We start from the raw sequence: 26,768 nt of genomic DNA, 5'->3' as shown, positions 1-26,768 counted from the left end.
CCCCCTTTGCGTTTCAATCCTGGAAGTTCGAGTTTTGCACACATTGAGGTGAGAGCAGGCGCCGGTTTAAGAATACGCAAGGCATGCTTGCCATCCTGCCGGAACCGCCTCGATCGCTCACGCGGCACACAGGCTCACACCCTCAGTTTCGCCAGCCCGCGCCACCCCTCGCTGCGGGCCGCAACGAAAAGGAGAAGCTATGGCACCCCGTCGTGTCCGTCCGACGCGTCTTTCGAAGCGCCTTTCAACGCTCGTTGGCGCATTGCTCGCCGCTGTGGTCGCCACGCCCGTTATGGCCCAGGGCCAGGGCCAGTCGAAACCGGTCGCGCAGTTCGGCGACTGGAGCGTTTACGTGTCCACGTCCAGTCCCAAGGTCTGCTACGCCATTTCCCAGCCGAAGACCCGCCTGCCGGCGGGGCTGAGCCGTGATCCCGCCTATTTCTTCATCTCCACCCGCCCTGGCGAGAATGTGAAGAATGAGGTGAGCATCACTGTCGGCTTCCCCGTGAAGGAGGGCTCCGACGCCACCTTGACCGTGGGCTCGCTGACGCTCCAGCTCTACACCAAGGACCAGGGCGCCTGGGTGCGCAACGTGGCTGACGAGACCAAGCTCGTGGACGCCATGCGCAAGGGGCGCGACCTGACGGTGGAAAGCGTTTCGGGACGAGGCAACAAGACCACGGACAAATATTCCCTCTCCGGCATTTCCCAGGCGCTCGACCGCGCGGCGCAGGAGTGCAAATAGGCCGGTTGGCCGGCCGCCGCGGTCCCGTTTCGCCGCGGCGGCGCCCCAATATGCTGGTTGAAGGCGTCATGCGACCCGCCGAGCCTGTGGAAAGGCGCGGCGGGACAGACTATGTGTGACGCCATGACCCGCGCTTCCGATCCTGCCGACGCCGCCAGCGTCGATGTTTCCGCTCCCCCGTCCTGCCCTTCGGCGGAGGCTGGCGCGCCCGCGCCTGCCACAACCTTGCCCTCTTTGGTGGGGCTCGACCGGGCCAAGCTTGCCGACGCCCTGGCCACCGCGGGCGTGCCCGAGCGCGAGCGGCGCATGCGGGTGAACCAGCTCTGGCACTGGATCTATCTGCGCGGAGCCACCCATTTCGACGAGATGACCAACGTCTCCAAGCATCTGCGCGCGCGCCTGGAAGAGGCGTTCACCCTGGCGCGGCCGGAAATCGTGATGGAGCAGGTGTCGCAGGACGGCACCCGCAAATGGCTGCTGCGCTTTCCCGCCGACCAGCCTGGCGAGAAGCCCCACGATATCGAGACGGTCTATATTCCCGAGAGCGATCGCGGCACCCTGTGCGTCTCTAGCCAGGTGGGCTGCACGCTCAACTGCGCCTTCTGCCACACCGGCACCCAGCGCCTGGTGCGCAACCTCACGGCGGCCGAGATCGTCGGTCAGGTGATGGTGGCCCGCGACCGGCTGGGCGATTATCCCGGCCGCGAGCGCGCGGTCGGCCCCGGCTTGCCCACCGAGGGCGACCGGCTGGTGACCAACATCGTGTTCATGGGCATGGGCGAGCCGCTCTATGCCTTCGACAGCGTGAAGGAAGCCATCGAGATCCTCTCCGATGGCGACGGCCTGGGCCTCGGCAAGCGCCGCATCACCGTGTCCACCTCCGGCGTGGTGCCGGAGATCGAGCGGCTGGGCGCGGAGGTGGGCCCCATGCTCGCCATCTCGCTGCATGCGGTGCGCGACGATCTGCGCGACGTGCTGGTGCCCATCAACAAGAAGTATCCCATCAAGGAGCTGATGGAGGCGTGCCGCACCTATCCGGCGGCCTCCAACGCCAAGCGCATCACCTTTGAATATGTGATGCTGAAGGGCGTGAACGATTCCCCCGCTGACGCGCGGGCGCTGGTGAAGCTCCTGGAAGGGGTGCCGGCCAAGATCAACCTGATCCCCTTCAATCCCTGGCCGGGCACGCAGTATGAGTGCTCCGACTGGGAGACCATCGAGCGCTTCTCGGACATCGTGTTCCGCGCCGGTTATGCAAGCCCGGTGCGCACGCCGCGCGGACGCGATATCCTGGCGGCCTGCGGGCAGCTCAAGAGCGAGAGTGAGAAGCTCTCCGCCCGCGAGCGCCTCGCCTACCGCGCCATGGCCGCCTCCGCCGAGGCGGCGGAATAACGCGAGACGCCGGCCCGCGCGGTCCGGCCGAAGGGAGGGCCCCATGCTGGACCATATGGGCATCTCGGTTTCGGATCTCGAACGGTCGCGGGCCTTCTATGCCGCCGCGCTTGCGCCGCTGGGGCTGTCGATCGCCATGGAGGTGAGCGCGGCCGAAACCGGTGGCCATGCCGCCGTAGGCTTCGGCGCGGGCAAGCCGGAATTCTGGATTTCCGGCGGCCCGGGCCGCTCCTCCTACCTCCATGTGGCGTTCGCCGCGGCGGACCGGGCGATGGTGAATGCCTTCCATGCCGCGGCCCTGGCCGCCGGTGGGCGGGACAATGGCGCGCCAGGCCTGCGCCCCCATTACCACCCCGACTATTACGCGGCCTTCGTGCTGGACCCCGACGGCGTGAATGTGGAAGCCGTCTGCCACAAGCCGGCCTGACGGCCCAGCCCCAGGCCCGCGCGCCCGCGTCTGGCGGGGCCGTCGCGGCGCGTGAACAAGATCCCTTGGCGCCGGTCGCGCACCGGGCCGATGGTATGAGGCATTATGGATTCCCTGGTTCGCCTGCTGCTCCGCCTGATCCTGGTTCCCCTCGGCTACCTTGCCGCCGTGACGGCGGGGGCGGCGGTGATCCTCATCGGCGAATGGCGCATCGGCACATTGTTCGACACGCCCCGTCCGGACGAGGCAGTGCTGGGCCTTGTCATCGCGGTGGTGGCGGCGGGAGCGCTGATGGCGCTGCTGGTGTCCGCCATCTGGCTGGTGGCCGCGGTGGGCATCCTGTTCTCGGAGCTGTTCGCGGTGCGCTCCTGGATGTTCCATGTGGCCAATGGCGCCATATCCGCCTGGATCGGCGCGCAGATGTTCGGCTCCGATGCGGAGGTGAACCGGGTGGTGCACGATCCCTTCTATGTGATCGCCGCCGGGCTCGCGGGGGGGCTGGTCTATTGGCTGGTGGCGGGGTCCACCGCCGGCTTCTTCAAGCCGGTGCTGCGTTCGCCCGCCGAGCGCGCCGCCCGCCTGCGTCCGCCGCAGGGCGCGGACCTGCCGCCACCCGGCGCCACCTGAGCGATGCCCCTCCCGCCTGCGGCCATCGGGGCGAAGCGTACAACAATCCTTTGATTCTCGGTCCCGTTCCCGCTAAGCCTCCCCGCAAGCCGGCTAGATCATGACACAACCTCTCGCATCCCCCTCCCTCGCCGATCTGCGCACTGAGATCGATCGCATCGACGCGGCCATGCATCTCCTGCTCATGGAGCGCAGCGAGATCATCGACCGTCTGGTGCAGGTGAAACGCACCCAGGGCGCCGAGGGCGGTTCCGCCTTCCGCCCCGCCCGCGAGGCGGACATGATGCGCCGCCTGGTGGAGCGCCACCACGGCTTGTTGCCGCTGGACACGGTGGAGAGCATCTGGCGCGTCATCATCGCCACCTTCACCTATGTTCAGGCCCCCTACAGCGTGCATGCGGACCTGGCCGTGGGCGAGCCGGCCATGCGCGACAGCGCCCGCTTCCATTTCGGCTTCACCGTGCCGTTCGTGCCCCACATGGGCGCCAATGGGGTGATCGAGGCGGTGGCCGCCTCCAAGGGTGACCTTGGCTTGCTGCCCGCCGCCGTGGGCACCACGCCGTGGTGGATTGCGCTGGAGGCCGACGGCGCGCCGAAGATCATCGCCCGCCTGCCGTTCGTGGAGCGGGACGACCACCCGGCCGCGCTGCCGGTGTTTGTGGTTTCCCATCCCATTTCCGATGCGGCGGTCACCGAGGTGCGGGTGCACTCGGTGCGGGTTTCGGGCTGGAGCGCGGCGGCGGGCCATTCCCTGCCGGCCTTCGCGGAAATCCTGGTCGCGCCGGATGAGGCCCTCGACGGGGCGGCGCTGCTGGTGTCCGTGCCGCCGGGCCATCGCATCGACGAGGTGCTCGACGCGGTGACCGGCGCGGGCGCCGGCATTCGCAGCGCGCGCGAGGTGGGCAGCCATGCCGCCCTCCATAAAGTGTGCTCGTGACGTGAAATCGTGAGCCGGCCTTCGCCCCTTGGGCGTGACAGAAAGCCGGAGAAACGGCCGGTCCCCGGCCGAACGTGAAGCCGGCCCGGAGCGCGGCCGGCTGGAAGAGTGCTGGAGTAGCCTTCAATGTCCGCCGTGCTGAATGATCCTGCCATCCCCGCCCGTCCGCAGCCGCGTCCGGGTGTGCTCAAGATCGACGCCTATGTGCCGGGCAAGAGCCATGCGCCGGGGGTGGAGAAGGTCTTCAAGCTCTCCTCCAACGAGACCCCGCTCGGCCCGAGCCCCAAGGCGATCGAGGCCTTCAACGCGGCGGCCCGGAACCTTCAGGACTATCCCGACGGCGCGGCCCATGTGCTGCGCGAGGCCATCGCCCGCGCCCAGGGGCTGGATCCCGAGCGCATCATCTGCGGCGCCGGCTCCGACGAGCTGTTGAGCCTGGTGGCCCACACCTTCGTGGGACCGGGAGACGAGGTGCTGTTCTCCGAGCACGGCTTCCTTGTCTACCGCATCGCCGCGCTGGCTGCCGGCGGTGTGCCCGTGGTGGCGCCGGAAGCGAACCTCACCACCGACGTGGACGCGCTGCTGGCCAAGGTGACGCCGCGCACGCGCCTGCTCTATCTCGCCAATCCCAACAACCCCACCGGCACCTATATCCCCATCAGCGAGGTGAAGCGCCTGCATGCCGGCCTGCCGCCGAACGTGCTCTTGGTGCTGGACGCCGCCTATGCGGAATATGTGCGCCGGAACGATTACGAGACCGGGCTCGAGCTGGCGCTCTCCACCGAGAACGTGCTGATGACCCGCACCTTCTCGAAGATCCACGGCCTGGCCGCTCTGCGCATCGGCTGGGCGGTGGGGCCGTCCGCCATCATCGACGCCCTGAACCGGGTGCGCGGCCCGTTCAACATGAACACGCCGGCGCTGCTGGCCGGCGCCGCTGCCGTGGCGGACGTGGAGCACATCGAGCGCTCCATCGCCCATAACGAGCAGTGGCTGCCCTGGCTCACCAGCGAGATCGGGAAGCTCGGCCTCAATGTGACGCCATCCGTGGCCAACTTCCTGCTCATCCACTTCCCGCCGGTGCCCGGCCGCACGGCGCGGGAGGCGGATGCCTTCCTCACCCGGCGCGGGCTCATCCTGCGCTCGGTGGCGTCCTACGGCCTGCCGGATGCCCTGCGCATGACGGTGGGCAGCGAGGAGGCCAACATCAAGGTGATCGAGGCGCTGAAGGACTTTCTGGAAGGAAAGCCGGCGTGAGCGGTCCCGTCGCAAAACGCGTGGCGGTGATCGGCGCGGGGCTCATCGGTTCGTCGGTGGCCCGCGCCGTGCGCGAGAAGCGCCTGGCGGAAACGCTGGTGGTGAGTGACCGGGACGAGGCCGTGCGCCGCCGTGTCGCCGAGCTGGGCTTTGCCCACGAGGTCGTGGAAACGGCGGCCGAGGCCGCGCGCGGCGCCGACATCGTGGTGGCCTGCGTGCCCGTGGGTGCGTCCCGCGCGGTGGCCGCCGAGGTGGGGCCCGAGCTGAAGGCGGGGGCGATCCTCTCGGACGTGGGCTCGGTGAAGGGCGCGGTGGTGGAGGCCATGGGCCCCCATGTGCCGCCGCACGCCCATCTGGTGCCCGCCCATCCGGTGGCCGGAACCGAGTTTTCCGGCCCTGATGCGGGCTTCGCCAGCCTGTTCGAAAACCGCTGGTGCATTGTCACCCCGCCCGAGGGGGCGGACCCGGCGGCGGTGGAGCGGCTGGCGGCGCTGTGGCGCGGCATGGGCGCGAACGTGGAGTTCATGAGCGCCCAGCACCACGATCTGGTGCTGGCCATCACCTCCCACGTGCCGCACCTCATCGCCTACAACATCGTGGGCACGGCGGCGGAGCTGGAAGAGACCCTGGCCTCGGAGGTCATCAAGTTTTCCGCCGGCGGCTTCCGAGACTTCACCCGCATCGCCTCGTCCGACCCCACCATGTGGCGCGACGTGTTCCTTTATAATCGCGATGCGGTGCTGGAAATGCTGGGCCGCTTCACGGAGGACCTCACGGCGCTGCAGCGGGCCATCCGCTATGGGGACGGGGATGCGCTGTTCGAGCATTTCACCCGCACCCGGGCGATCCGCCGCTCCATCATCGAGCAGGGCCAGGAGACCGCCGCCCCCGACTTCGGCCGCCGCGCGGCGGAGAAGCCCAAGCATGAGCAGAGCTGACGCGCGCAGCTGAAAGATGCGGGGTCGCGACCGCGCGGCCCTGTTTCTCCCTGGCGTTGCATCAACCCCTTGCGCTGTCGCTCCCGGTCGGGTATCAAAACGGCTCCTGAGCGCAACCGCCGAGAGCTGAGCCCCGTGTCGTCCCGCACGACCAAGATCGCCGCCTCTGCCACCCGGACCAAGCTGGTTCCCGGGAACAACGCTCTTATTCTGCGCGCCATTCTGCTCCTTAGCCGCCCCTGAGCGCCGGCCGGGCTATGCCTGGGCACTCAGGGGACTTGGATCCGCCGCCGGCAGAAGACCCGGCGACTGTTTCGGCTTATGATCCGGCACATGCCGCGCCCCAGTCTCATCAATGAGATCGCTCCCAGGATGGAGCAGGCGCCCGCCGGAATGCGAGAAGGACCGTTCCGATGACCGAACCCGTATCCACCTCCTCCGTCCCCGCCTCGGAGAAGGACCGCGTCATCATCTTCGACACCACCTTGCGTGATGGCGAGCAGTGCCCCGGCGCCTCCATGAGCTTCGAAGAGAAGCTCCAGGTGGCCGAGTTGCTCGACGACATGGGCGTCGACGTGATCGAGGCGGGCTTTCCCATCGCCTCCATCGGCGATTTCGAGAGCGTGTCGGAGATCGCCCGCCGCGCCAAGCGCGCCACCATCTGCGGCCTCTCCCGCGCCGCGCTCAATGACATCGATCGCTGCGCCGAGGCGGTGAGGAATGCCGAGCGCGCCCGCATCCATACCTTCCTGTCCACCTCGCCGGTGCACATGAAGTACAAGCTCCAGAAAGAGCCGCATCAGGTCCTCGAGATGATCGTGGCCTCGGTGTCGCGTGCCCGCAATCATGTGGACGACGTGGAGTGGTCGGCCGAGGATGGCACCCGCACGGAGATGGAGTTTCTCTTCCGCTGCGTGGAGGCCGCCATCAATGCTGGCGCCACCACCATCAACATCCCCGACACCGTGGGCTACACCACGCCGGCCGAATACCAGGCACTGTTCCGCACCGTGATCGAGCGGGTGCCGAACTCGGACAAGGCCGTGTTCTCCGTGCACTGCCACAACGATCTCGGCATGGCGGTCGCCAACTCGCTCGCCGGTGTGGCTGGTGGCGCGCGGCAGATCGAATGCACGGTGAACGGCATTGGCGAGCGGGCCGGCAATGCGGCCTTGGAAGAGGTCGTCATGGCCCTCGACACCCGCTCCGATGCCTTCCCTTATGCGACGGGCATCAACACCCGCATGCTCACCCGCGCGTCCAAGCTCGTCTCGGCGGTGACTTCGTTCCCGGTGCAGTACAACAAGGCCATCGTGGGCCGGAACGCCTTCGCCCATGAGAGTGGCATCCACCAGGATGGGATGCTCAAGCACACCCAGACCTATGAGATCATGACCCCCGAGAGCGTGGGCGTTTCCAAGACCTCGCTGGTGATGGGCAAGCATTCCGGCCGCGCCGCCTTCCGCGACAAGCTCAAGGCCATGGGCTACGAATTGGGCGAGAACGCCCTCAACGACGCCTTCGCCCGCTTCAAGGACCTCGCCGACCGCAAGAAGGTGGTTTATGACGAGGATATCGAGGCGCTGGTGGATCAAGGCATTGTCGCCGCCAGCGATCGCATCAAGCTCATCTCCTTGTCCATCATCGCCGGCACCCATGGGCCGCAGCGCGCCACCATGAAGGTGGAAGTGGACGGCGCGGTGAAGACCGAGGAGGCCGAAGGCAACGGTCCGGTGGACGCCACCTTCAACGCCATCAAGGCCTTGGTGCCCCACACGGCGAAGCTGGAGCTCTACCAGGTGCACGCCGTGACCGAGGGCACCGACGCCCAGGCGGAAGTGTCCGTGCGGCTTGAGGAGAACGGCAAGGTGGTGACCGCCCGCGCGGCGGACCCGGACACCCTGGTTGCCTCCGCCCGCGCCTACATCACCGCGCTCAACAAGTTGCAGATGAAGCGCCAGAGCGTGAACCCCCAGGCGGTGGCCGGCTGAGCGCCGCTTTCGGATCCGCGATGAACCAGGATGGCGCCCGGCTTCGGCCGGGCGTTTTCTTTTGCGCCAGCCTTTCGGCCGGGAGGAGAGGGCGCGGGTGGCCAATGGCCGCCCTCAAGTCACGACACCAGATCTTCGTGCAAGTCTTCGCAATGCAGCATTTTCATTGTGCAGTGCTTTCCGCACATCGTGGGTGAAGACGTCTCTCAACCCCTTGGCATGACCGGCGGCGCGCATTACGAAACACCTTGACCGCCGCCATTCGCCACGGCGCGCGGGCGCTGCCCTGCGGGACCTTCGGGAGGTTCCTCCTTTGGTGATCGTCGAGAGCTCCGCCGGGCCTGGAACCGGGGTGCCGGGGCGGCGTCCGTTCATGTCGCGAGACAGATGAAGCGGGTCACGGTTGCCTTCGCCGGCAAGGCCGCCGAACTGATCGGGGGATGGAACCGGCTCCACGGAGGGACTTCATCGATGCGTAACAAGGTTTTCGCCGACGCGAAAAGTGCTCTCGACGGCATCGTCGCCGACGGCATGACCATCATGGCCGGCGGCTTCGGGCTCTGCGGCATCCCCGAGAACCTCATCTCCGCGCTGCGCGACCTCGGCCCCAAGCACCTCACCGTGATCTCGAACAATTGCGGCGTGGATGATTTCGGCCTCGGCATCCTGCTCGCCAACGACCAGATCAAGAAGATGGTCTCGTCCTATGTGGGCGAGAACAAGCTGTTCGAGAAGCTGTACATCGAGGGCGCGCTCGAGCTGGAATTCAATCCCCAGGGCACCCTGGCCGAGCGCATTCGCGCCGGCGGCGCCGGCATTCCGGCCTTCTACACCAAGACCGGCTACGGCACCGTGATCGCCGAGGGCAAGCCCACCGCCGAGTTCAACGGCCACATGTATGTGCTGGAGACCGCGCTCCACGCCGATCTCTCCATCGTCAAGGCGTGGAAGGCCGACAAGGCCGGCAACCTCGTCTTCCGCAAGACCGCCCGCAACTTCAACCCGATGATGGCCACCGCCGGCAAGGTGACCGTGGCCGAAGTCGAGGAGCTGGTGGAGGTCGGCGAGCTCGACGGAGATCACATCCACACGCCGGGCATCTATGTGGACCGCATCGTCGTCGCCAAGGACGCCGAGAAGCGGATCGAGAAGGTGACCACCCGCAAGCGCGAAGAGGTGAAGTGAGATGGCCTGGACTCGTGACCAGATGGCGGCCCGCGCCGCCCAGCAGATCCGCGACGGCTTCTACGTGAACCTCGGCATCGGCATCCCCACTCTGGTGGCCAACGCTCTGCCTCCGGGCATGACCGTGACCTTCCAGAGCGAGAACGGCATGCTTGGCATCGGCCCCTTCCCCTTTGAGGGCGACGAGGATGCCGACCTCATCAATGCTGGCAAGCAGACCGTGACCGAGGTGCCGGAGACCGCCTATTTCTCCAGCGCCGATTCGTTCGCCATGATCCGCGGCGGCCACATGGACCTGTCCATTCTCGGCTCCATGCAGGTGTCCGAGCACGGCGACATCGCCAATTGGATGGTGCCCGGCAAGATGGTGAAGGGCATGGGCGGCGCCATGGACCTGGTGGCCGGCGCCAAGGAAGTGATCGTGCTCATGGAGCATGTGGAGAAGTCCGGCGCGCCCAAGCTGGTGGAGCGCTGCACCCTCCCGCTCACCGGCACCCATGTGACCGATTTCGTCATCACCGATCTCGCCGTGTTCGAGTTCACCAAGCGCGGCGGCACCCTGGTGCTGAAGGAGCTGGCGCCGGGTGTCTCGCTCGACGAGGTGAAGGCCAAGACCGCCGCCAAGTTCGAAGTGGGTCTGTGAGGCTTCATCGGCGCGCCCCTGCGGCGCGTTGAGTTCTGGAAGCGGGCGGGGGCGCGAGCCATCCCGCCCGTTTTCTTTTGGGGCCTCTCCGTGTGGTGGCCGGACCAAAAGACGCGGTCCCGGTCATACAGGCTGGAACCGTTCTGGATTAGGCTGCGGGTCGATCACACCCGAATCTCCATCCGCATGGCCAAGGGCCGGCCGGAGTCCACCCTGCTGTGGCGCCATGCGGAGGCCGCGCAGCACCAGCGACAGCACGAGAGAACGACATGGTGGGGCAGGAGAGCGCGGAGCGCACGCAACCCAGGCGCACGAAATGGGTGGTGCTCGGCGGGTTCGCCACGGTGGTGGCTCTCGCGGCGCTGACCGGCGCGGTGGTGCGCAAGGAGCCGGCGGCGGGCGGCAAGACCGCGGCGAAGGTGGTGCACCTGGAGCAAGGCTGGTCGGCCGAGCGCCGCGAGGAATTCTACTATACGCCGCAGGGCAGCCAGCTTCTGCCCTATGCCTTCCTCACGGCGCTGGAGCAGCCCACGGCTGCCGGTCTCTTCCTCGATCCCTCTTATATCGCCGAGACCGGATTCCTGCCGGCGGAAGGGCGCTCAGAGCTCAATCCGGATGGCCTGCCCATCGGCTTCGTCAAGGACCCGCGCCTCGGCGCCGCGTTTGGTCCGGCGGTGGGGCTCACCTGCGCCGCGTGCCACACCAACGACATCCAGGTGGGACAGACCCGCATTCGCATCGATGGCGGCGCATCCCTGGGCGATTTCCAGATGCTCATGGCGCGCCTGTCCAAGGCGCTGGACGCGACCCTGGCCGACCCTGCCAAGTTCCAGCGCTTCGCCGCGCGGCTGAAGGCGGATCCCCGGGCGGTGCGCCCGGCTCTGGAGGCGACGGCGGCGGAAATCCGCCGCATCGAGGCCGCCGGCTGGACGCCGGAACCTTATGGGCGCGGCCGGCTCGATGCCTTCGGCCATATTCTCAACGCGGTCGCCGCGGAGTCCCTGGGCCAGCCGGAGAACTTCCGCGTTCCCGATGCCCCGGTGAGCTATCCCTTCCTGTGGACCACGCCGGCCCAGCGCTACGCCCAGTGGAACGGCGTCGCCGGCAATCCGCTGGGGCGGAACCTGGGCGAGGTGCTGGGGGTGTTCGGCCATCCCTCCATCGGTAATGGGATGCCCGGCAGCTTCTCCTCCAGCGCGCTCATCGAGAGCCTGAAGGCGCTGGAGACCTGGACCGCCGCGCTGCAGCCCCCGCTTTGGCCGAAGGAGCTGGGCAAGGTGAGCCAGATGCGCGCCAGGCGCGGCGCCAAGCTCTATGCGCAATATTGCGCGAGCTGCCATGGCGGGCCGGACTATCCGCTCACCCCCGCCGCCGACGCCATGGGCGGCCGGCAGTGGCTGGCGGTGAAGATGGTGGACCTCGCCACCGTCAAGACCGACCCGAAAATGCTGATGAACTTCGCGACGCGAACCGCGCAGACGGGCAGTCTGGCGCCCGCGTTCGGTGGTGCGCGCGAGGTGCCGGCCCGTCAGGTCCTGGTGGCCATGGTGGGCAACATCGCCGAGAACGACCTGCGCAATCTCGCCATTTCCGGGGATGCGCGGCTTGCTTATTACGGCTGGCGCTTCGCGCCCGGCAGCACGGCACCGCAGGCGGGCTGGGTGGGGCCGCTGGCCTATAAGGCAGGGCCGCTGGCCGGCGTGTGGGCCACGGGACCGTTCTTGCACAATGGCTCGGTGCCGACGGTCTACGACCTGCTGTCGCCGCCGGAAGAGCGGCCGAAGCGCTTCTATGTGGGCCATGTGCGCTATGACGCGAAAAAGCTCGGCTATGTCTCCGAACCGGACAAGATCCCGGAAAAGGAGCGCGCCGGCCTGTTCCTGTTCGACACGAGCGTGCAGGGCAATTCCAATGCCGGCCATGTCTTCCCGGACCCGTCCGTGGCGCGGCTCTCGCCCTCGGAGCGCTATGCCATCATCGAATATCTCAAGGTTCTGGAGGGGCCCCATCCGGCCGGCCATTAAGCCCGCGCCCTGGGTTTTCTTCCGGCGCGCCATCACGCCGTCTGGTTCCCCGCGACGAGAGGTCTTGCCGCGGGGAACGGCTTCAGAAGCGCCAGTTCTGGTCGGTGGCGCTGCCATTGGGGTTGCGGCTGGAGCTCTCGCAGGTCCAAAGCAGCAGCTTGGCGCCATCGGCGGTGCCGGGCGCGCCGGATACGTCCACGCATTTGCGGGAGAGCTGGTTCACGATGAACCCGCCGCGCAGCTCCCAGCGCTGATCGGTCACGCTGCCATTGGGATTGCGGCCGGAGCTCTCGCAGTCCCAGACCAGCAGCGCGCTGCCATCGGCGGCCCCCGGCGCGCCGGATACGTCGACGCATTTGCCCGTGGCGACGTTGCGGATGAAGCCGCCATTGGTCAGCTCCCAGCGATTGGCGGCATTCATCCGGGAGTCGTTGCAGTTCCAGATCAGCAGCCCCACGCCATTGCGCCCGCCGACACCATCGGCGGCGACCATGCACTTGCCCGACAGGGCATTGACGATGGGCTTGCCGCGCGGGGTGGCGGGAGCCGGCTGGGGCGTGGGCTGGGCGGAGGACAGCAGGCAACCATCGAGCTTGGCGGACCAGAGGTCCTCTGCCTCTTTGATCTTGGCGGGGCCCTGGCTGGAGCACCAGTTGAAATGATTGTCCCAATCCAGCGGGGTGCTGGCGAAGGTGTTGCATTTGGCCTTCTGCCCGCGGACCGTCATCGCGATCATGGCATTGGCATAGGGCACGCAGATATCCGGTCCCGCGGCGTGGGCGGCCCGGGCGGTGGGGAAGAGCAGCAACGCTGCGGTGGCGAGGGCGAGGGGGCGCTGCATGAGGTCCCTGCGTGTCGGGCTTGAATGGATCGCGGATCTCCAAGCGCCGATCGACAGGCATGGGAGGGATGCCTGGCTGTTCGCGCCGGCGGTTTCGTCCGCGTTTCACCCCCGCCGTTCAAGTCATAGCTGAGCCCTGCGGCGGCGGTCAGCGCCATTCCTTGGCCCGATCCCTCGCGGCCGGGCGCAGATGTTTTTTGCTCGCCCGCCTGCGATCGAACGAACGCTCGCTTGACTTTCGAGCGCGGCATCCTGTGATACATAGCCGGGACGCAGTCGAAAGCGCATGGGGAGACAGGACGTTGAGCAAGGAGCGGCGGCCCGCACCGGGGGCGGACTATGCGCTGGAAGCCCTCTGCGGCCGCATCTATGAGCGGCACCGAGACACCATCAAGGTGCAGAAACCCCATGTGGCGGTGGCCAACCTCGCCCGCATCGTGGAGGCGGTGCTCACCTTGTCCAACCGGCAGGGCTTCCACGCCACGACACTGCGTGATCTCTCCCGCGTGGCGGGCATCAGCATGGGCGGGCTCTATTCCTATTTCGATGGCAAGGACACGCTGCTGCTCATGATCCTGGAGCAGGTGGCCGATGCGGTGACCGAGGCGCTCGGGGCGGTGCCGGACAAGGTGCGGGCCGACCCGGCGGAGCATCTGGCCTGGCTCATCGCGACCCATGTTTCCCTGTCGGAGGCCATGCAGCCCTGGTTCGTGTTCGCCTATATGGAGGCGAAGGCCTTTCCCCCGCCCGCCCGCAAGGCGGCGGTGGAAAGCGAGCTGGCCACCGAGCGCATGTTCGCCGAGGTGCTGGAGGAGGGCGCGCGCATGGGCCGCTTCGCGGTGGATGACGTGGCTTTCACCGCCACCCTCATCAAGCCGCTGCTTCAGGACTGGTACGTGAAGCGGGGCAAATACAGGAAGCGCGGCGTCAATGCCGCCACCTACGCCGCGCGGGTGAGCGACTTCGTGCTGGCCGCCCTGGCGCCGCCCCCCGCGCCCGCGGCACCGGCGGCCGCCAAGGCTGAGAAGCCGGCCAGAGCCGTGAAGAAGGCGCGCGGCTAGGTCCGTTCCTTTGGCCGGCGACGAGGAGCGGTCGGAACCGTTGATCTGACGCTTTTCGTCCTGCGGGCCGATCTCCACCGTGCTCGAAAACGCCCATGCCCCGTCTCAAACGCAAACGGCGCCCCGGACCTGAGCCCGGGACGCCGCCGCCGAGGGTCTCCCCGTCGGACCCCTGACCTTGCCCGCGGTTCAGACCCGCTCGACGATCGTTGCGATGCCCTGGCCGCCACCGATGCACATGGTGATGAGGCCATAGCGCTTGCCGGTGCGCTGCAGATCATAGATGGCCTTGATGAGCAGGATGGCGCCCGAGGCCCCCACCGGATGGCCAAGCGCGATGGCGCCGCCATTGGGATTGACCTTGGCCGGATCGAAGCCGAGCGAGCGGCTGACCGCGCAGGCCTGGGCCGCGAAGGCTTCGTTGGACTCGATGATGTCGATCTCGTCCAGGGTCAGGCCGGCCTTGGCGAGGGCGGTCTTCACCGCCGGCACCGGGCCCATGCCCATCTCGGAGGGATCGACGCCGGCGAGGCCGTAGGAAACCAGCCGCGCCATGGGCTTCAGGCCCTTTTCCACTACCGCCTCGCCGGTGGCGAGGATGACCATGCCGGCGCCGTCATTGATGCCGGAGGCGTTGCCGGCGGTCACCGTGCCGTCCTTCTTGAAGACGGGGCGCAGCTTGGTCATGTCCGCCGGAGTCACCTCGGCGCGCACATGCTCATCGGTGTCGAACACCACGGTGCCCTTGCGGGTGGTGATCTCCACCGGGGCGATCTGGTCCTTGAAATAGCCGGCGGCGATGGCGGCGGCGGCGCGCTTATGGCTCTCCACCGCCATGGCGTCCTGGTCCTCGCGCGTGATCTGGTAGCGCTCGGAGACGTTCTCGGCGGTCACGCCCATATGGCCGTGGCCGAAGGGATCGGTGAGCACGCCCACCATCATGTCCACGGCGCTCGCGGAGCCCATGCGCTGGCCCCAACGGGCGGCGGGCATGAGATAGCCGCCGCGGCTCATGCTCTCGGCGCCGCCGGCGAGCGCGATGCGCGCATCGTCCAGCTTCAGGAGCTGGGTGGCGTTGACGATGGCCTGGAGGCCCGAGCCGCACAGGCGGTTCACGGTGAGGGCCGGCACCTCCTTGGGCACGCCCGCTTCCATGGCCGCCACGCGCGAAATGTACATGTCGCGCGGCTCGGTGTGGATCACGTTGCCAACCACCGTGTGGCCCACATCGGTCGGCTCGATGCCGGCGCGGGCGATGGCGGCCTTGGCCGCATGGGCGCCGAGCGCGGTGGGGGGAATGTCCTTCAGCGCGCCGCCGAAATCGCCGATGGGCGTGCGGGCACCGGAAACGATGAAGACTTCGGTCGTGCTCATGCGGGTGTCTCCCGAAACCTGTGAGCGGGCGTCACCGCCCGGCGGGATGGAAGGAAAACAGGGCTTGCGGCCTCGGGACCGGGGACCCTGGAACCAGGGACCCTCGGACCTTGGGGGCCGCACGCCGGCGGGCGGCGGAGGTCATGCCGAACAAAGGGCCGCGGCCTTCAGGCCGCCGCTGAACGGGTCGCGCCGCTCACGCCTCAACCGGGGCGAAGGCGGGCACGGGGTGGCCGTCACGCTCGCACAGAGCGCGCACGGCCGCTTCCACGCTCGCGTCCCCATAGCGGCGCATGAGGGCGAAAGGGCCTTCCTTGAACTTCAGGGCCAGAACGGCGCCCTGGTCCACGGCCTCGGGCGCGGCCACCTTTTCGGCTTCCAGCTCCAAGGCGGGCAGCACCAAAGCGCCCAGCAGGCGGCGCTCCACCAGATCGAGGTCGGCACCCGCCACGCGGACGTCGAGCGGCCAGTCGGCGCCGCTCTCGGCCTGGGCCTTCAAGATGCGGCTGGTGGTGTAGAACGGGCCGAGGGCGGCAAGGTTGCTCATGGCATGGGCGGAAACCGCCGGGCGCACCAGGTTCATCACCGTGAACGGGCCGGCGGCAGCGCCGAGGCGCTCCTGGGCCACCTGGTCCACGTCAGCGGTACCGGCGATGCCGTCCTCAACGATGCGCGTGGCCTCGTTGTAATAGGGGCAGAAGAAGCGGTTGATGGCGAAGCCCGGCCGGTCCTTGCAGGGCAAGGGCGTGCGGCGGGTGGCCTTGAGGAAGGCGAGGGCCCGGTCCACCGTGGCGTCGCAGGTCGCCTCCGAGCGCACCACTTCCACCAGCGGTGAGACTTCCGCCGGGCTGAAATAATGCAGGCCCAGGAAGCGCGGCGCGAAGGCGAAGCCCTGCGCCAGATCTCCCACCTTCAGCGCGGACGTGTTGGTGGCCAGGATGGCGGCGGGGGAAAGATGGGGCGCCAAGGCGGTGAACAGCTCGCGCTTGACGGCGAGATCCTCGAACACCGCCTCGATCACCACATCCGCGGCGCCGACGGCGGCGAGATCGGGGGCGGGGGAGAGGCGGGCGAGGGCGGCGGTGGCGTCAGCCTCGGCCATGCGGCCATTTTTCACCCAGCGGCCATAGACCTTGGCGGCCCGCTCCTTCAGCTTCGCCACCCCGTCGGGCCGCTGGTCGAACACCACCACGTCGATGCCGTGGCGCGCCGCGTCGAGGGCGATGCCGCCACCCATCAGGCCGGCGCCGATGACTGCCAATCGCTGCATGCCCTGTTCCTCCCGGCTTTCATGGGCGCTGGTGCGCCGGATGATGCGCTTGCGGAACGGTTTCCGGCAACCTGCGCCGGTCCGTCACGCAAATTGTATCAAACGCTTGTTTGGTTCCCTCTCCTTACCCCTCCTGCCCCTCGCGCGCAATGGTCGCGCGGTGGGACGTTCACCCGCGCGTGAGATCGGCAGCGCGGCGGGCGAAGGCTGCGGCGAGGCGGCCGGTGTCCGCGGCATTGGCGGAATTGGCGTTGCCCGCTTTGGCGCGCGCGGCGATGCCCTCGAAGATCACCGCCCAGCGGAACAGGGCGAAGGCCTTGTGGAAGTCGGTGAGCGCCTGTCCGTGGCGAGCCAGCGCCGCATAATCGGCCACGAAATCGCTGAGCTCGGGGATGCCCAGAGCCTTCAAATCGAGGCCGGCAATGCCGCCATATTCGTCGGGCTGCGACACCCAGGCCATGGCGCAATGGGCCAGGTCCGCCAAAGGATGGCCGAGGGTGGAAAGCTCCCAGTCCAGCACCGCCACCACCCTGGGCTCGGTGGGATGGAACATGAGATTGCCGATGCGATAGTCGCCATGCACCAGGGTCGTGGTGTCATCGGCCGGAATGTGCGCCGGCAGCCAGGTGGTCAGGTGCTCGATATTCTCGTCGTCCCGCGTGCGCGAGAGCACCCATTGTCGGGTCCAGCGCCCGATCTGGCGGGAGAAGTAGTTGCCGGGCTTGCCGAAATCGGAAAGGCCCACCGCCGCCACGTCCACATTGTGGAAAGCGGCGAGGGTCTTCGCCATGGCGCGATACATGGCGCGCCGCTCCTCCGGCTCCACGCCCGGCAGGGTGCAATCGTGGAACACCCGGCCGTCCACCTTCTCCATCACATAAAAGGGCGTGCCGATGACGGCGCGGTCCTCGCAATAGAGCAGAGCCGGGGGCACCGGCACATCGGTCTGCGCCAGAGCGCGGATGATGCGGTATTCGCGGTCGATGGCGTGGGCGGAAGGCAGAAGCTCGCCCGGCGGCTGCTTGCGCAGCACCAAAGCGCGATTGTCGTAGTCCACGAAAAAGGTGGGGTTGGACTGCCCGCCGGCGATGGGCGTAAGGCGCGGCGTCCCGGCAAGGCCGGGGATCGCGGCCTTCAGATAGGCATCAATGGCGGCGACGTCGAAGCCGAAGCTCATTTCGCGCTCTCCCCGGCCACGGGCCAGCGCCAGAAGGCGCCCTGTTCCTTGTCCAGGAATCGGTTCAGCACCATCTGGTGCACCTCGTCGGCGCCGTCCACCAGGCGTGCCTGGCGGGCATAGCGGTAGATCCACTCCAGCACAGTATCCTTGGAATAGCCACGCGCGCCATTGATCTGGATGGCGGTGTCGGCGGCCTTGTGCAGGGTGTTGGCGGCCTGGATCTTGGCCATGGACACTTCCTTGCGGGCAAGGCCCCCGCGGTCCAGTTCCCAAGCGGCCTTCATCACCAGAAGGCGGCCGATCTCGATTTCCATGGCGAGGCGGCCGAGCATGAGCTGCACGCTCTCCCGGTCGGCGAGCCTGATGCCGAAGCCGTGGCGCTCGGAAGCATACTCCCGCGCGATCTCCACGCAGCGGGCGGATAGGCCCAGCCAGCGCATGCAATGGGTGAGGCGCGCCGGGCCCAGGCGGATCTGCGTCACCTTCAGCCCCTTGCCTACGCCCATGAGGATGTCCTCTGGGGGAATTTCCAGCCCGTCGAACTCCAGCTCGCAATGGCCGCCATGTTCCTCTGGTCCCATGATGGGAATGCGACGGAGGATGCGCCAGCCCGGCGCGCTGCGGTGGAACGCGAAGGCGGTCAGCCCCGTGCGCGGATCATCCGAGGTGCGGGCGATCACGGTGAAGTGCTCGGCCTCCTCCGCGCCGGTGATGAACCATTTGCGGCCGTAGAGGCGATAGCTGCCATTGGGCTGCGCCTCGGCGCGGGTGAGCATCATGCCGGGGTCGGAGCCGCCGCCGGGATGGGGCTCGGTCATGGCGAAGGCGGAGCGCACCTTGCCCGCGACGATGGGGGCGAGCCAGCGGGCCTTCTGATCCGGGGTGCCCACCGCCTCGAACATCATCATGTTGCCGTCGTCGGGCGCGGCGGAATTGAATACCACCGGCCCGAAGATGGAGCGGTTCATTTCCGGATAGCACACCGCCATCCCCATGCGGCCGACGCCGAGCCCGCCATTCTCCGGCTTCAGCTGCAGGCACCACAGGCCGGCGGCGCGGGCCTTGGCGCGCAGCTCGGCGAGAAGATCGGGGCGGATGTTCTCGTGGGCGTCATAGGCGGAGGCATCCGCCTCGTGGGGCATGATCTCCTCGGCCACGAAGGCGGCGATGCGCGCCCTCAGCGCCTCGAGCTCGGGGGAGATGGCGAAATCCATGGCGTCTCTCCGCTCTTGCCGGGGTGGTGATTCCACCTCCGGACAGCGCCGCTCGGGATGATTGCAGTGATGCGGAACATCTTGCGGCGCAACAGGCCCGCCAGGAAAGTCGAGCGAGCGCTCGATTTTCTATCGGAGCGCGCGACACCGCGCAAGGGGACCTTTGCGGCGCTGTCGGGCAGAAAAAAAAGGTCAATACAGGCGCAGGGTCTGCACCGCGCGATTGAGGACCGTATAGAGCAGCGCCGTGGACCAGCCGAACAGCAGCAGGCCGTTGCAGGAGGTGAGCGGGCCGAGCAGCCGCCATTCGTGGGCCGGCAGCACATCGCCATAGCCGAGAGTCGTGAAGTTCTCGATGGCCAGATAGAAGGCGACATCGGCCGGCGCGGCGCCCACCATCACGTAGAGCACGCCCCACGCCAGCGCCTGCACCAGGTGCCCGAGGGTCAGGACCACCCCGGTGCCGCACATGACCACCAGCAGCGTCGGCACCGAGTGTTCCTTCACCCGGCGGTGGGCGCGCTTCTGCAGGGCATGAACGAGCATGAGGGTGATGACGGCCTGGATGGCGATGGTGAGGGCGCTGACCAGAAGGCCGAACACGATCTCTTCAACCTGCATGAACCCTCCGGAAAAGCGGCGCGCCAACCAGCCTCAGATGCCACCCGCGCAGGGAGAATGCCAGCCGCGCATTGATCTTCGGCCCTTAGTGTGTATTTTGCACCGCAACTTTCCCTCTTCTCCGGCGGGCCCGAGGAACTCGGACCCGCATTTTGGTGCTGGAAGCCCATGAAGCTGCGCAATATCGCCATCATCGCCCACGTCGACCACGGCAAGACCACCCTGGTGGACGAATTGCTCAAGCAGTCGGGTTCCTACCGCGAGAACCAGCGCGTGGCTGAGCGCGTGATGGACTCGAACGATCTCGAAAAAGAGCGCGGCATCACCATCCTCGCCAAGGCCACCTCGGTGGTGTGGAAGGACACGCGCATCAACATCGTCGACACCCCCGGGCACGCCGATTTCGGCGGCGAGGTGGAGCGCATCCTGAATATGGTGGATGGCGCCATCGTGCTGGTGGACGCCGCCGAAGGCCCCATGCCGCAGACCAAGTTCGTGGTCGGCAAGGCGCTCAAGATCGGCCTGAAGCCCATCGTGGCCATCAACAAGGTGGACCGCTCCGACGCGCGCCCGACCGAGGTCATCAACGAGGTGTTCGACCTGTTCGCGGCGCTCGACGCCACCGACGAGCAGCTCGACTTCCCGATTCTCTACGGTTCCGGGCGCAGCGGCTGGATGGCCGATAGCCCGGAAGGCCCCATGGACCAGGGCATGGCGCCCTTGTTCGACCTGGTGCTGAAGCACGTGCCGGCGCCGACCGTGCATGAAGGCCCGTTCCGTATGATCGGCACGCTCCTGGAAGCCAACCCCTTCCTGGGCCGCATGATCACCGGCCGCATCACTTCCGGCACCTTGAAGCCCAACCAGGCGATCAAGGTTCTGGCGCAGGACGGCTCCCTGGTGGAGCAGGGCCGCGTTTCCAAGATCCTGGCCTTCCGCGGCCTGGAGCGTCAGCCCATCGAGGAGGGCGTGGCGGGTGACATCGTCGCCATCGCCGGCCTGTCCAAGGGCACGGTGGCGGACACCTTCTGCGCTCCCGAGGTGACCGAGGCGATGGCTGCCCAGCCCATCGACCCGCCCACCGTGACCATGACCTTCATCGTCAACGATTCGCCGCTCGCCGGCACCGAGGGCGACAAGGTGACGAGCCGCGTGATCCGCGACCGCCTGTTCCGCGAGGCGGAAGGCAATGTGGCCCTCAAGATCGAGGAATCCACCGAGAAGGACTCCTTCTTCGTGTCCGGCCGCGGCGAGCTGCAGCTCGCGGTGCTGATCGAAACCATGCGCCGCGAGGGCTTCGAGCTGGCCGTGTCGCGGCCGCGCGTGGTGTTCCAGAAAGATGAGGCGGGCACCGTGATGGAGCCCATCGAGGAAGTCCTCATCGACGTGGACGAGGAGTATTCCGGCACGGTTGTGCAGAAGATGAGCGAGCGCAAGGCCGAGATGGTCGAGATGCGCCCCTCCGGCGGCAACCGCCAGCGGCTCGTCTTCTACGCTCCCACCCGTGGGCTCATCGGCTACCAGTCGGAGCTGCTCACCGACACGCGCGGCACCGCCATCATGAACCGCCTGTTCCACGATTACGCCCCCTATAAGGGCGAGATCGCCGGGCGCACCAATGGCGTTCTGATCTCCAACGAGCAGGGTGAGGCGGTGGCCTATGCCCTGTGGAACCTGGAAGATCGCGGCCCGATGATCATCGAGCCGGGCTGGAAGGTGTATCAGGGCATGCTGGTGGGCATCCACAACCGGGACAATGACCTGGAAGTGAACGTGCTGAAGGGCAAGAAGCTCACCAATATCCGCACCACCTCCAAGGACGAGGCGGTGCGCCTGACCCCGCCGATCCGCATGACCCTTGAGCGCGCTCTGGCCTGGATCCAGGACGACGAGCTGGTGGAAGTGACGCCCAAGTCCATCCGCCTGCGCAAGCGCTTCCTCGATCCCAACGAGCGCAAGCGCAACGAGCGCAAGGCCGTGGGCGAGATGGCCTGATCGGCGCCCGTTCGCCGGAATTGCATGAGAAGAGGGGTTCGGCGCATCGCCGGACCCCTTTTTGTTGGGCGGCTGCCTCAGCGGGCCGCTTTTTCAGGACACAATGCCGCTGGCGATGCGGCGGCGGATCTCCTCCTGCCGGGCCCGAACGAGATCGGGCAGCAGGAAGGCATCAATGACGAACCAGATGATGCCCACCACGAAGAAATAGGAAATGATCTGCAGGATCGCGGTCCCGGTCTTGCCCAGATAGAAGCGGTGGGCCGAGAACAGCCCCAGGAACAGCCAGAAGAAATAGGCGAGCGTCATGCTCGGCCCCTCATTGGCGAGGCGCGCTTCGATATAGGTTCTGGTGGCGATGTCGGTGGTCATGGAAAGGCCCGGCATTGGAGGGTCAAACGCGGGCCGGAGCGGCGAGCGGTTTCGGCGCGCCAGGGCCGGCTTCGCGAGCGGCGTCTTACTAAGGCCCTTTACCGTGAAGTGGATACCCGTTTGCGCATGGAATATGCGCCGGGCCTTCGGGCATTTCCCTCACGCGAGGCGGATCCACTCCGCTCTGAAGCGCCCCTGAGGGGAAATTCGCATTGCGCCGCGTGGTGGCGAGGTGGCCGCCGCGTCGGAGCGGGGCGGGGAAATCCGGATGTACCCGACCGCCTCGGCGCCTCGCCGTTGCGTTGGAGCTTCCTCAGCGCGGGGGAAAGATCGCCTCTCGGCGTGCCGGGCGGTTCTCAGCCTGTGCGGCCCAGGACGGCATTTGCGATGGAGCATATTCGGATCGGGGCTATGATGTCCTCGCTCCTTTGCTCCGTACCGGCACCCCTTTGCCGCTGGTGGCGGAAAAGCTCGCTGCGCCGGAGGCTGCTGCCCATGAGTTTCGTTCCATGAGTTTCGTTCCATGAGCTTCGTTCCCTGCCCAGATCCCGAGCTCGGGGACGCCGCCGGCTGCGCGGCTGTGGAAACCGTTCTGCTGCCGCGCAGCCGCGACATTGGCGGCATGGAGGTGGGGCGGGTGCTGCCCTCCACCCGGGGGCAGATGATTGGCCCCTTCATCTTCTTCGATCGTATGGGGCCCGTGCGTTTCGGCCCGCATCAGGCGGAGGACGTGCGGCCACATCCGCACATCGGGCTCGCCACCGTCACCTATCTTCTCGACGGGCAGATGATTCATCGCGACAGTTTGGGCAGCGAGCAGGTGATTACCCCCGGCGCCGTGAATCTCATGACGGCGGGGCGCGGCATCGTCCATTCGGAGCGGCACGACGCGGCCGTGAAAGCCCATGGCGGCAGCCTCTCCGGCGTGCAGATCTGGCTGGCTCTGCCCCAGTCGCGGGAGGAGGGGGCGCCGGAATTCGTTCATGCCGGCGCCGATGCCCTGCCTCTGGTGGAGGATGGGGGAGTGTCGGCGCGGGTGATCCTGGGGGCGGCGTTCGGCGCAGTCTCGCCGGTGCCGGTCGCCGCGCCGGCGGTCTATGTGGACGTGCGCCTTGCGCCCGGGGCGGCGCTGCCGATCGATGCCGAGCATGAAGAACGGGCGCTTTTCATCCTGGACGGCGAGGTCGAGGTGGATGGCACGCGTTTCCCCGCCGGGCAAATGCTGGTGATCCGTAATGGCGTCGCCACCCGGGCGCGGGCGCATACGGCGGCGCGGGTGCTGCTGCTGGGCGGCACCGCGCTGGAGGGGCCGCGCTACATCTGGTGGAACTTCGTCTCCTCCCGCCTGGAGCGCATCGACGACGCGCGGGAGGCCTGGCGCCAGGGACGCTTCGACCTTATCCCCGCCGATCATGACGAGTTCATCCCGGCCCCCGGTGACGGCCCCGGCCGCCCGCGCGCCCAGCGGCCGCGGACCTGATCGCTCTCCCGCGCGCGGCCTGCGACGTCGTTCGGCAACGCTCTAGCCGTGCCCGTGCTTCTTCTCGTGGTGGCCGCGCGGGTGCTGGGGCTTCGCCTCCTCCCCGCAAATGGGCGTGGGCGTATCACGCACCATGGAGGGTGGATCGCTGGCGGGGAAGCTCTGCTCCAGCTCGTCGTCGAGCTGCCGAGCCACGGATTCCGGTGTTCGGCAGGCTTCGGGCGTGTGCGGTTGGGCAGTCTTCTTGTGGGCGTGGCCTTTGCTCATGGACGTCTCCCTGGCCCCCACCTGTGGGTGTTGGCCCATCAACGTCGTCAGCCCGCCCCCGTTCCGCCGCGGGCCTCACATCTTCAGGAGCACCGCGGCCGGAAAGCTGTCCAGCGCATCGGAAAGATCGAAGCGGCCGAGGCGGACTTCCACCACGCGTCCGGTGAGGGCGTCGCGATAGGCCCCATCGCTCAGCTCGGGAGAGGTGACACGGGTGGTCTGCCACAGGCCCGGCGCCACCTTGGGCAGGGCCGTTTCCAGGCCGAGCAGCCCATAGGCCAGCCGCGTCACCACCGTCACGCCCATGGCGTCCCGATGGCGGCGCGCGAAGGCCAATGCGTGGGCGGCGCGTGGGCCCTGGACGGGGAGGGGCAGATATTCGCCGTCGCGGTAGAGGGCAGCCTCTGTCGCCCGCAGGTGAAGAAGGCGCGCGATGGTGGCCTGTTTCACCCGGCCATCGGCAAAGCTCTCCAGCAGAAAGTCGGGCGTGCCGCCGGTGGCAAGGGCGTCGGCGCGTGCCAGATGGTCCACTGCCGGAGCGCCGTCGCCGGCGCCGAGGCCGAAGTCCCAGAATTCGGTGCCCTGGAACAGTTCCGGAATGCCCGGAACCGTGCATTTCAGCACCACCTGCGACAGGGCATTGACGGCGCTGGCGCGGGCGAGCTGGGGCAGAAAGGCGGCAATGAGCCGGCGGGCCGGCGCGCCGGCCTCCCCCTCCATCAGGGTGGCGAGGAATTGCGCGCAGCCCTGTTCATAGGCCGTGTCGGGAAAATGCGGGCGGGTGCGCATGCGGGCCCGGCGGAGGTTCTCCATCCACCATGCCTTCACGCGGTCATGCAGGCTGCCGAGGCCCAGCGCGTCGTCGGCGCGCAGGCCGTGGGGCCAGGCGCCGATGAGGGTTTGTACGAGGATCACCACATCGCGCGGCTCCGGCGCGACACCGTCCACCAGCCGGGAGCGGAAGGGGGCCGTGATCTCCAAGAGCGGCCACAGCAGGGCCTCCCACTCGCGCGGCGCGACGCTAAGCACGGCCAGCCGCATGCGGGCATCCTCGCCGCGCTGCTGGTCCGGTCCGGCGGTGGCGCTCAAAGCGTGGGGGCTACGACTGGCGCGGGCCGCCATGCGATCATGAAAAGCGTCGGGTGCAAGGCCCATCCATGCCGGATCGGACCCCGGCTCGTTACGCGAGACAAGGCGGCCGAAGCGGGCGGCCAGCATCTCGTCCAGGGCTTCCCGGCCAAGGGCGGCGGTCAGCTGCTGGAAGGCGGCAATGGCCTCCTCGCGCGCGCCCGCTTTCTCGAAATCGCCGAGCTGGCGCGGTGCTTCGCCGCCGAGCCACGCGGCCATCTGCTCCGCCACCGGGAGGTCGAGGGGCGAGAAGCGGCGGCGCGCCCGCTTCAGCGCGGCCGCGAACAAGGCGGCGTCGGCCGCGTCGAAGCCATCCACGTCGGCATAGGTGCGGCGGATGGGCAGGGCCACCGCGAGCTCGCGCACGCAGCGCGCGATGCTGGCGCGGGGCGTGTCCCGCGTCTTGAGATCGCAGCGCGCCACCTCCACCAGAGCGTCCACCACGCGATCGAGCTGGGCGCCGAAGCTCATGGCGAGGGCCTGGCGGCGTGCCAGGGCCCGCTGGTCGTCGAAGCGCTGGCGCTCGCCGGTGGCGGAAACCCACAGATCGCCCAGCGGCGTGCCGCCGGCCGGGTCGTGGAGCACGGCGGAGATATCCTCTTGCGCCTCGGCGCCGGCGGTGCCGGCCACGATGCCGCCACCGGGGGGAATGTCCCCGGCTCCGACCGTACCAGCCGCGAGATAGAGTGCGGGGAGGCCCGCGGGGCGGGAGGCGGCCGCGCTCTCCAGCTTCAGGCGCAGGCGGCGGGTGTAGGCGGCGGGGTCGCCCAGCAGGTCCCATTGGCGGATGACGAAGCCGTCAACCAGCCCCTCCGCATAGAGCCGGACCAGGGTTCCATGGGTGGCATCGAAGACGTCCGGCCGCTCCGTGCGGATGGCCGCGAGGGCGGTGGTGTCGGGCAGCCGGGTCCAGTTCAGCTCGTCGGCGGCGGTGCCCCACCATGCGAGCCGGAAGGATTGGCGCTCCAGCAGCCGGTGCAGGCGCTCGCGGCCGGGTTCGGTGCGGCTGTCGAAGGCGCCGCAGGCGGCGGCGATGAGCGTGCGCCCCTCGGGCGTGGCGGCGCGCGCCATCAAGGTCCGGCGGGCGGCTTCCGCTTCCTGCGGGTCGGGCCGCAGGCGGGGCAGCCGGGTAAAGGGCGCGGCCAGCTCGTCGGAGCCGGTCAGCTCGGCCGCCTCCAGGATTTCCGCGTAGTGGAGCGGGCAGATGGGGAAGGCGTGGGCATGGTGGCGCACCAGGAAGCGCCCCTGCGCGCTGTCGAACGCGAGCTGAAGGCTGCCGGCATCCAGGGCCACCCCATAGGGCTGGTCCAAAAACGGCGCCAGCAGCTTGTTGCGCAGGACCGGATCAGCGCCGCGCCAGTCCACGTCGAACCAGTGCGCATGGGCGCTGTCGCGGCCCCACTCCAGCAGGTCGTTCCAGGTCTCGTTGTCGGCGCCGCCGACCGCCATGGCGGCGGGGGTGATGTCGACGATGAGCCCCATCTGCCGGCGGCGCAGCGCGGCCACCAGTTGGCGCAGCCCCTCCTCGCCGCCGATGCGGGGCTCGACGGTATCGTGGTCCACCACGCCGCCGGGGAGATCCGCGCGACCGGCGAGCAAGGCGTTCGCCGTGATGTGGCTGGCGCCGAGATCGGCGAAATAGTCCACCAGCCCCACGGCCGCGTCGAGGGGAAATGCGGGTTCGAACTGAAGGCGGACGGCGGCCCGGGGCACAGTCACGGCCGGCCTCGCATGGGGCTCGGAGCCTGCCGGCGCGGACGTTCAGCGGACTGGTGGGGGACTGGAAGACGCTGTTCTGC

The 26,768-nt window shown here is 68.1% G+C and carries 23 protein-coding genes; 14 read left to right on the top strand and 9 right to left on the bottom strand.

Going from position 1 to position 26,768, the window contains the following annotated elements:
- Positions 1-199: 199 nt before the first annotated feature.
- The 11 genes from L0966_RS07615 (at position 200) to L0966_RS07565 (ending at position 12,166) form a co-directional block, all read left to right on the top strand.
- On the top strand, positions 200-745 hold the full coding sequence (locus L0966_RS07615) for an invasion associated locus B family protein (protein WP_234051243.1): 546 nt from the start codon (positions 200-202) through the stop codon (positions 743-745).
- Positions 746-868: 123 nt separating this feature from the next.
- Entirely contained in the window at positions 869-2,137 is a 1,269-nt protein-coding gene (gene rlmN / locus L0966_RS07610) for a 23S rRNA (adenine(2503)-C(2))-methyltransferase RlmN (RefSeq protein WP_234051242.1), read from the top strand.
- 43 nt (positions 2,138-2,180) lie between these two features.
- Positions 2,181-2,564, top strand: a complete 384-nt coding sequence (locus L0966_RS07605) for a VOC family protein (RefSeq protein ID WP_234051241.1) — start codon at positions 2,181-2,183, stop codon at positions 2,562-2,564.
- 105 nt (positions 2,565-2,669) lie between these two features.
- Positions 2,670-3,191, top strand: coding sequence for a hypothetical protein (locus tag L0966_RS07600; RefSeq protein WP_234051240.1), 522 nt, complete (start codon positions 2,670-2,672; stop codon positions 3,189-3,191).
- Between the two features lie 100 nt (positions 3,192-3,291).
- The gene (locus L0966_RS07595; protein WP_234051239.1) at positions 3,292-4,128 is read left to right on the top strand and encodes a chorismate mutase; all 837 of its coding nucleotides are present in this window, start codon (positions 3,292-3,294) and stop codon (positions 4,126-4,128) included.
- Between the two features lie 126 nt (positions 4,129-4,254).
- Positions 4,255-5,385, top strand: a complete 1,131-nt coding sequence (gene hisC / locus L0966_RS07590) for a histidinol-phosphate transaminase (protein WP_234051238.1) — start codon at positions 4,255-4,257, stop codon at positions 5,383-5,385.
- A complete protein-coding gene (locus tag L0966_RS07585; RefSeq protein ID WP_234051237.1) occupies positions 5,382-6,323 on the top strand; it encodes a prephenate/arogenate dehydrogenase family protein in 942 nt (313 codons plus the stop codon). Before hisC ends, L0966_RS07585 begins: the two co-directional genes overlap by 4 nt.
- Before the next feature lie 413 nt (positions 6,324-6,736).
- The gene (locus L0966_RS07580; RefSeq protein WP_234051236.1) at positions 6,737-8,314 is read left to right on the top strand and encodes a 2-isopropylmalate synthase; all 1,578 of its coding nucleotides are present in this window, start codon (positions 6,737-6,739) and stop codon (positions 8,312-8,314) included.
- A 471-nt stretch (positions 8,315-8,785) separates the two neighbouring features.
- Positions 8,786-9,499 carry a CoA transferase subunit A gene (locus L0966_RS07575; RefSeq protein ID WP_234051235.1) on the top strand — a complete coding sequence of 238 codons (714 nt, stop codon included), beginning with the start codon at positions 8,786-8,788 and terminating at the stop codon, positions 9,497-9,499.
- 1 nt (position 9,500) lies between these two features.
- On the top strand, positions 9,501-10,142 hold the full coding sequence (locus L0966_RS07570) for a CoA transferase subunit B (RefSeq protein WP_234051234.1): 642 nt from the start codon (positions 9,501-9,503) through the stop codon (positions 10,140-10,142).
- A gap of 269 nt (positions 10,143-10,411) precedes the next feature.
- Entirely contained in the window at positions 10,412-12,166 is a 1,755-nt protein-coding gene (locus tag L0966_RS07565; RefSeq protein ID WP_234051233.1) for a di-heme-cytochrome C peroxidase, read from the top strand.
- Positions 12,167-12,248: 82 nt separating this feature from the next.
- On the opposite strand, the gene L0966_RS07560 is transcribed toward L0966_RS07565, so the two are convergent.
- Entirely contained in the window at positions 12,249-13,007 is a 759-nt protein-coding gene (locus L0966_RS07560) for an RICIN domain-containing protein (RefSeq protein ID WP_234051232.1), read from the bottom strand.
- A gap of 302 nt (positions 13,008-13,309) precedes the next feature.
- Between L0966_RS07560 and L0966_RS07555 the strand changes: the two genes are divergently transcribed.
- Entirely contained in the window at positions 13,310-14,068 is a 759-nt protein-coding gene (locus L0966_RS07555) for a TetR/AcrR family transcriptional regulator (RefSeq protein WP_234051231.1), read from the top strand.
- A 189-nt stretch (positions 14,069-14,257) separates the two neighbouring features.
- On the opposite strand, the gene L0966_RS07550 is transcribed toward L0966_RS07555, so the two are convergent.
- The 5 genes from L0966_RS07550 to L0966_RS07530 form a co-directional block, all read right to left on the bottom strand.
- Positions 14,258-15,442 (bottom strand): acetyl-CoA C-acyltransferase family protein, encoded by a 1,185-nt coding sequence (locus L0966_RS07550; RefSeq protein WP_234051230.1) that lies wholly within the window; start codon positions 15,440-15,442, stop codon positions 14,258-14,260.
- 196 nt (positions 15,443-15,638) lie between these two features.
- Entirely contained in the window at positions 15,639-16,712 is a 1,074-nt protein-coding gene (locus L0966_RS07545) for a 3-hydroxyacyl-CoA dehydrogenase (RefSeq protein WP_234051229.1), read from the bottom strand.
- A 169-nt stretch (positions 16,713-16,881) separates the two neighbouring features.
- Positions 16,882-17,889 carry a phosphotransferase family protein gene (locus tag L0966_RS07540; protein WP_234051228.1) on the bottom strand — a complete coding sequence of 336 codons (1,008 nt, stop codon included), beginning with the start codon at positions 17,887-17,889 and terminating at the stop codon, positions 16,882-16,884.
- The gene (locus L0966_RS07535) at positions 17,886-19,106 is read right to left on the bottom strand and encodes an acyl-CoA dehydrogenase family protein (protein ID WP_234051227.1); all 1,221 of its coding nucleotides are present in this window, start codon (positions 19,104-19,106) and stop codon (positions 17,886-17,888) included. The genes L0966_RS07540 and L0966_RS07535 overlap by 4 nt, the downstream gene beginning before the upstream one ends.
- A gap of 192 nt (positions 19,107-19,298) precedes the next feature.
- Complete coding sequence (locus tag L0966_RS07530) at positions 19,299-19,727, bottom strand: ion channel (protein WP_234051226.1); 429 nt, start codon at positions 19,725-19,727, stop codon at positions 19,299-19,301.
- Positions 19,728-19,895: 168 nt separating this feature from the next.
- Between L0966_RS07530 and typA the strand changes: the two genes are divergently transcribed.
- Positions 19,896-21,722, top strand: a complete 1,827-nt coding sequence (gene typA, locus L0966_RS07525; RefSeq protein ID WP_234051225.1) for a translational GTPase TypA — start codon at positions 19,896-19,898, stop codon at positions 21,720-21,722.
- 93 nt (positions 21,723-21,815) lie between these two features.
- Here the strand turns inward: typA and L0966_RS07520 are convergent, their stop codons facing one another.
- Entirely contained in the window at positions 21,816-22,094 is a 279-nt protein-coding gene (locus L0966_RS07520; protein ID WP_234051224.1) for a TM2 domain-containing protein, read from the bottom strand.
- A gap of 523 nt (positions 22,095-22,617) precedes the next feature.
- Between L0966_RS07520 and L0966_RS07515 the strand changes: the two genes are divergently transcribed.
- The gene (locus tag L0966_RS07515) at positions 22,618-23,574 is read left to right on the top strand and encodes a pirin family protein (RefSeq protein ID WP_234051223.1); all 957 of its coding nucleotides are present in this window, start codon (positions 22,618-22,620) and stop codon (positions 23,572-23,574) included.
- Between the two features lie 42 nt (positions 23,575-23,616).
- Here L0966_RS07515 and L0966_RS07510 read toward each other — a convergent pair whose 3' ends face one another.
- Both L0966_RS07510 and treY read right to left on the bottom strand, forming a co-directional pair.
- Positions 23,617-23,841: a hypothetical protein gene (locus L0966_RS07510; RefSeq protein ID WP_234051222.1), complete on the bottom strand. Its 225-nt coding sequence runs from the start codon at positions 23,839-23,841 to the stop codon at positions 23,617-23,619.
- A gap of 75 nt (positions 23,842-23,916) precedes the next feature.
- Positions 23,917-26,688, bottom strand: a complete 2,772-nt coding sequence (gene treY, locus L0966_RS07505) for a malto-oligosyltrehalose synthase (protein ID WP_234051221.1) — start codon at positions 26,686-26,688, stop codon at positions 23,917-23,919.
- Positions 26,689-26,768 lie beyond the last annotated feature (80 nt).

Source organism: Xanthobacter sp. NM-59 (assembly GCF_021401125.1).
Taxonomy (GTDB): Bacteria; Pseudomonadota; Alphaproteobacteria; order Rhizobiales; family Xanthobacteraceae; genus Xanthobacter.
The sequence above is the reverse complement of the archived record's forward strand: the minus strand, read 5'-3'. Positions and strand labels throughout refer to the sequence as shown.